This is a genomic window from Amycolatopsis sp. NPDC043889, assembly GCF_056435645.1.
Map to the genome: position 1 here is coordinate 90,706 of NZ_JBWKEC010000034.1, position 6,000 is coordinate 96,705.

The window sequence follows — 6,000 nt, forward strand, 5'->3', positions numbered from 1 at the left end:
CGGGCAGAGAACGGGATTACGCGCGTGGAGGTCGCCTTTTAGGTTCGATCCCGTGAGCAATGAGAAAGATCGCGGGAAGGCGCGCCCGGGGACGAGCGCTGGAGTGGGCGTGCTGCTGTGGGTGGCGTTGACCTGTAGCGCCGTGGTGAACGCTCTCGGAGAGTTCGTCGGGTTGACCTTCGGCCAGCGGATGGCCGTGGGCGGCGTCGCCGTCGCGTGCGTAGTGCTGCTGGCCGTCTATCACATCCGCCGCCGAAGGGCGGGTTGAGCGTCTCTGCGATCCGGCGTGCCGCCGGATCGTGACCACCGAACGATGAGGGAACATGCGAACAGTGCAAACCGCCGTGGCCGTAGCCACCGTGCTCGGGACGTTGCTCGCGGGCACCGTCAATGCCCAGGCCGAATCGGCCGGGGCCACCGGGCTGGCGCCCCGGACACCTGATCACTTCGCGAACCAGCGCATCGACTGGAAGCCGTGCTTTCCGGGTGCACTGCCGCCCGGCGTGCCCGCAGGTGCCGAACGAGCGGAATGCGGAACCTATGCCGCGCCGCGAGACTGGAACCATCCCGGCGACGGCAACAGCATCACCGTCGCGGTCAGCAGGCTGCGTCCGGCACACGGCACCCCCAAGGGCACCGTGTTGACCAACCCGGGTGGCCCGGGAGTGGCCGGGCGCATGATGTCGTTGTCCTTCCTGCGCTTGGGACGCACGAAGGTCGTGGACAACCTCGAAGTCGTCGGTATCGACGTGCGGGGGACGGGCGACAGCACCCGCGTCTCCTGTGGCGGCTACGACTGGCTCGGCCAGGTGGATCCGAAAGACCGGCGCCGGGACAACGTGACCCGGCTCTACGACACCGCGGCCCACCAAGCCGAACTCTGCCGGCGGCACTCGGGAGAACTCGGCCGGTACATCACCACCGAGCAGACGGTCAAAGACCTGGATCTGCTGCGCCATCTTCTCGGCCGCGAGAAGATCAGCTGGATCGGGTACTCCGGCGGCACCTGGCTGGGCGCGCACTACGCGACCTACTTTCCCCACCGGGTCGACCGTTTCGTCCTCGACTCCAACGCCGACTTCACTGCCGGCTGGCAGACCTCGATCACAGGTATCGCCGCTGCGATGGAGCGGCGCTTCAGCGCCGACTTCCTGCCCTGGGTGGCCAAGTACGACAAGCTCTACCACCTCGGATCGACCGGCGAGCAGGTCCGGCGGAACTACGAGCGCACCCGCGCGGAGCTGGCCGCACACCCGGCTCGCCTGGCGGACGGCACCACGTACACCGCCACTCAGTTCGACCTGCGCTTGATCAACGGCATGTACCTCAAGACCGCGTTCCCGTCGGCCGCGGCGGACATCGCGACCCTGCGCGCGGTGGTGGACACACCCGGCCGTCGCGCCACCGAGGAGCAGTCCCGGACTCTCGCACCGGGCAAAGCGGGACTCGCCACCGACGACGCGGTCGCCGGTACCCAGTTCGCCATCCTGTGCAACGACACTCCCTGGAACCGCAGCCGCGCTCGGCTGGCCAGAGAGGGCGAACGTCTCGGCAGGGCCTATCCCTTCGCAGGCCACTACCAACTCGGCGCGCCCTGCACCTTCTGGAACCGCCCGGCCATACGGCTCAAGACCCCCACCGGGCACGGTGTACCGCCGGTACTGATGGTCCAGTCCGAACACGACCCGGCCACCCCACTCGAAGGCGCACAGCACGCGCACCGGACCTTCGCCCACTCGCGGATGATCACCGTCTACGGCGACGGCGACCACACCGTGTACGGGCGCGACAACAGCTGCGTCAACGACACGGTCGAGAACTTCCTGCTCGACGGGAAAGTCCCTCCACGGGACGTCGCCTGCGCCGGAACGCCGCTCCCGGACCCCACCGAACCGGTTGACGCATCTGGCGCGATTCGGACGGGCGACGACGCACCGGGCCTTGACCGCGTCATGCGCTGACGCCACGGGGGTCCGGCCACTGTCCGGAGACACGAAACCGGCCGGCTTTTTTGGTCGTCCACAACGGACAAGCACTGACATCGGCCGCATACCGTCGATCTCACCACCCACCACAGGAAGGCGACCGATGGCGGACTCGTTCCCCGAACTGCAGGCCCTGCTCGACGAGACGGTGGGCAAAGCCGGCGTGCCCGGCGCCGCGGTCGGCATCCATCACAGCGGCCAGGACACCGTCCTGACCACGGGGTCGACCTCGGTGGAGGGCGGGCAAGCGGTCGACGAGAACACCCTCTTCATGATCGGGTCGACGACGAAGACCTTCACCGCCGCTCTGCTGATGACGTTGGTGGAGGAGGGAACGCTGGACCTGGACACGCCGGTCGTGGCCTACCTGCCCGAGCTCGAATTCGCCGACCCGGCCGCGCGGGAGCTGATCACCGCCCGTCACCTGCTGACCCACACCGGTGGATTCCTCGGCGACCGGGACATCGAGACCGGCTGGGGAGACGACGCCCTCGTCACCGCGGTCCGGCAGTTCGGCGAGCTCCCGCAGACCTTCCGGCCCGGGAGCACGTTCTCTTACAGCAACACCGGATTCCTGCTCGCGGGGCACCTTGCCGAGGTCCTCACGCGAACCCCCTACGAGGACCTGGTGCGAACACGGATCCTCGAGCCGCTCGACATGACCGAGTCGTTCTTCCTTCCGTGGGAGGTGCTCGTCCGCCCGCACGCTGTCGGGCACGCGGTCACGGACGGGAGTCCCGAGGTGTCCCGGTCGCTGGGTATCAGCCGGGCCGGGAACCCGGCGGGTGGACTGTGGTCTTCGGCCCGCGATCAGCTCCGCTGGGCGCGGTTCTTCCTCTCGGGTGACACGAGTGGATCGCGGCCCGTCAGCGACGCGGGACGGACCGCGCTGATCCAGCCACAGCGACCGGCCGCCCTGGGGTTCGAAGAAGTCGGGCTGTCGTGGCTGCGCACCCGGCACGGCGACACCGACCTGGTCCGCCACGGCGGCAACGTCAGCTTCCTGCAGGTGTCGGAATTCGTGATGATCCCGGAACGGGAATTCGCCGTCACGGTACTGACGAACAGCGGAGGCGGCGGGGCCTTGGGCACCGCGGTCCTGCACTGGGCGACCGAGCACATCGCGAACTTGGCTCCTCCTGCGCCGCGGCAAGCCATCGCTGTTCCGGTGAGTCGCCTGGCCGACTACACCGGGCGGTTCGAAACCGGCGATCTCGCCATCGACGTCACCCTGTCCGGTGACGTGCTGCAAGCGCAGATGGTGCTCCCCGAGGACGCGGGAGTGGCCGCACCCACGCCCTTCGAGATCGCGTTCGTCGACGACGACGTCTTCGCCCGGGCGGCGGACACCCGCCACCGCAGCGGACGGTTCCTCCGGAACGAGCACGGTCAGGTCACGCTCGTGGAGATCGGCGGACGCACCGCGGTGCGCGATATCCGGCCGGTCGCGTGATCGCAGTCAGGGAAGGCGCGTCGGGTGCGGGCAACGGCGACCGCCCCCGACGGCAGCAGGCCTACCCGCCCGTCAGCAGCGGTCCCTCGTAGCGCGGCATGCGGTCCTTGTCGTATACCCGGACCGTTAGTTCCGGTGGCTCCCATTGCCCGAGGTCGACGTCCACGACGAAGGTGTGGGCGACGATGCCAGCTGGGTAAACGATGCCGTTCACGTCGGTGATCTCAAGTCGGGTCACACCGGCGTCGACCGCTCCGAACACGCCCGGCCGATACCCCCAGATGGCGAAACCTCGTTCCGCGGTATCCATCTGGTGTCCACGGGTCTTGATGCCGAAGAGTGCGCGGTCGCCCGGTCGGAACCTGCACACCGCCTCGGCGCCCTCGTCGTTGAAGGCGAGCAGCCGTCCAGCGGGTGAACCTGCCCAGAGCCGTGCACCGGCGCGCCAACCGGCGTGTGTCACCTCTTCCGCCGACCCCGCGGCCTCCGCTTTCCGGTATCGATCGGCGAAGATTTCCAGCTCTCGCAAATATCGGGTGACCTTGCGTTGGCTGTTGCTCGGCAATCCGAACACCGAACCGCGCTCCTTCCGCTCTTTCGTGTGATCCTCACGTCAAAGATGACGTGTCCGGAGACTGGTCGCAGTGGGGTTTTCCTCCAAGTTTTTCTGACCATTGCAACTTTCCGCGCAGTGTGCTGGATGTGGACGGCGGGGGGTCGGAGTTGTCGGAAGTTGGAGAAACCCTTGTGGTGTAACAGGAATAGGGCTGCTGGCCCAGTGGTTCATATCGGTGTGACGCGATTGGTTCCGGTCGGCTATCGAGCAGGAATGAAACCGGATCCGTGTCATCGGTCGCCGTGCCCGCAATTCGGCGGTGCGGTAGTGTGCCATGGTCGTAATGTCACCTTGTTCACCTCTTGTTCAGTTTGCGACAGTCGTCTGTCCACTGTGGGTGCATAGACTTCGGGTCCGGCTGAAACATTCTTGTTTCGCCGATTCGGTGAAACTTTCCCAGTGGAGGAAATGCGATGAAAATTGTGCGGTCCGTAAGCTTGGTAGGCATCGTGGTCAGCGTCAGTCTCATGCTCGGCGCTTGTGGATCCGACCCGGCGGCGAAGAAGACCGAGGGCACGGCTGCGGCGTCCGGCGCCGAGTGTGGTGGGAAGAGCCCGTTGTCGGCCGAAGGGTCGTCCGCGCAGAAGCCCGCGATCGACGTCTTCGTGCGGGCTTACGCCGCCAAGTGCACGGGGCAGAAGGTGAATTACAGTCCCTCTGGTTCGGGGACCGGTATCAAGCAGTTCAACGCGAACCAGGTCGACTTCGCCGGTTCGGACTCGCCCCTCAAGGACGGCGAGGAGGCCGAGAAGGCCAAGGCCCGCTGCGCCGCCGACGCGTGGAACCTGCCGCTGGTCGTCGGCCCGGTCGCCGTCGCGTACAAGCTTTCCGGGGTGGACAAGCTGACCCTGACCCCCGAGGTGGTCGCGAGGATTTTCAACGGCGGCATCACCAAGTGGAACGACGCGGCCATCAAGGCGGTCAAGGGCAACGAGAGCGTCAACCTGCCGGACAAGCCTATCCAGGTCATCTCCCGCCCTGAGGAGTCGGGCACCACGGAGAACTTCCAGAAGTACCTGAAGGTCGCGTCGAAGGGCGCCTGGACCCAGGGCGACGGCAAGAAGTTCAACGGTGGCGTCGGTAACGGCGCGGAGAAGTCCAACGGTGTCGCCAACGCGGTGAAGTCCACGGACGGTGCCATCACCTACGTCGAGTCCGCGTTTGCCAAGGACGGCCTGAACGCTGCCCTGATCGACAGCGGCTCCGGTGGTGTCGAGCTGTCCGCGGAGAATGTCGCCAAGTCCCTCGACGCGGCGAAGTTCAAGAAGGAGGGCACCAACGACCTCGCGCTGGACCTCGACGCGATCTACGGCAGCAATGTCGCGGGTGCCTACCCGGTCATCCTCGCCACCTACGAGATCGTCTGCTCGAAGTACGCGGACGCCGAGGTCGCCAAGGCCGTCAAGGCGTTCCTGACCGTCGCCGCCACCGACGGCCAGAAGCCGCTTTCGGACAAGGGCTACGTGCCGATCCCGCAGAGCCTGCAGGACAAGGTCCTGACCGCCGTCAAGGCCATCGCCTGACCCTGTTGCCAACCACCCCGGTCGGCCAAGGTGGGGAGCGGGACGTCTTCGCCCGGTGTTCAGCGGTCGTCTTGTTGGACCCGGGTGAACTCCACCTAGCGGCCTCGGGCCACGTATTCAGAGGCAGGGAGAGCCTTCGCCGCGCCCCGATATGTGTTGATCAGCGACAATTCTCGCGTGTGTCGGGCTACGAACGTAATTCTGCCGGTAGGTGGCTGGGGCAACAGTGCTGCCGCCTAGGGCGTGTATCGAAGTTGGTCAGAGCCATTCGTTGATCGCGGCGATGTGGACGGTGGCTTCGTAGCGGACGGCGAGTTTGTCGTAGCGGGTGAGCTTCCCCCCGTAGCGTGGAGGACTCCACTATGCTGCTTGCTGTTCGGGGTTGGTGGCGGTGTTTTCGTAGTCGATCGGGGATATCAGTCC

The 6,000-nt window shown here is 66.4% G+C and carries 5 protein-coding genes; 4 read left to right on the plus strand and 1 reads right to left on the minus strand.

Annotated elements, in window-relative coordinates; all coding sequences use genetic code 11:
* Positions 1-52 precede the first annotated feature (52 nt).
* The 3 genes from AC0685_RS37345 (at position 53) to AC0685_RS37355 (ending at position 3,438) form a co-directional block, all read left to right on the plus strand.
* Positions 53-268 carry a hypothetical protein gene (locus AC0685_RS37345; RefSeq protein WP_478229790.1) on the plus strand — a complete coding sequence of 72 codons (216 nt, stop codon included), beginning with the start codon at positions 53-55 and terminating at the stop codon, positions 266-268.
* A gap of 55 nt (positions 269-323) precedes the next feature.
* Complete coding sequence (locus AC0685_RS37350) at positions 324-1,961, plus strand: alpha/beta hydrolase (RefSeq protein ID WP_478229791.1); 1,638 nt, start codon at positions 324-326, stop codon at positions 1,959-1,961.
* A 127-nt stretch (positions 1,962-2,088) separates the two neighbouring features.
* Positions 2,089-3,438, plus strand: a complete 1,350-nt coding sequence (locus tag AC0685_RS37355) for a serine hydrolase domain-containing protein (protein WP_478229792.1) — start codon at positions 2,089-2,091, stop codon at positions 3,436-3,438.
* A 61-nt stretch (positions 3,439-3,499) separates the two neighbouring features.
* Here the strand turns inward: AC0685_RS37355 and AC0685_RS37360 are convergent, their stop codons facing one another.
* Positions 3,500-4,012: a hypothetical protein gene (locus AC0685_RS37360; protein ID WP_478229793.1), complete on the minus strand. Its 513-nt coding sequence runs from the start codon at positions 4,010-4,012 to the stop codon at positions 3,500-3,502.
* 455 nt (positions 4,013-4,467) lie between these two features.
* Here AC0685_RS37360 and pstS point away from each other — a divergent pair, with 455 nt between their 5' ends.
* Positions 4,468-5,577, plus strand: coding sequence for a phosphate ABC transporter substrate-binding protein PstS (gene pstS / locus AC0685_RS37365; RefSeq protein ID WP_478229794.1), 1,110 nt, complete (start codon positions 4,468-4,470; stop codon positions 5,575-5,577).
* The last annotated feature ends 423 nt before the right edge of the window (positions 5,578-6,000 follow it).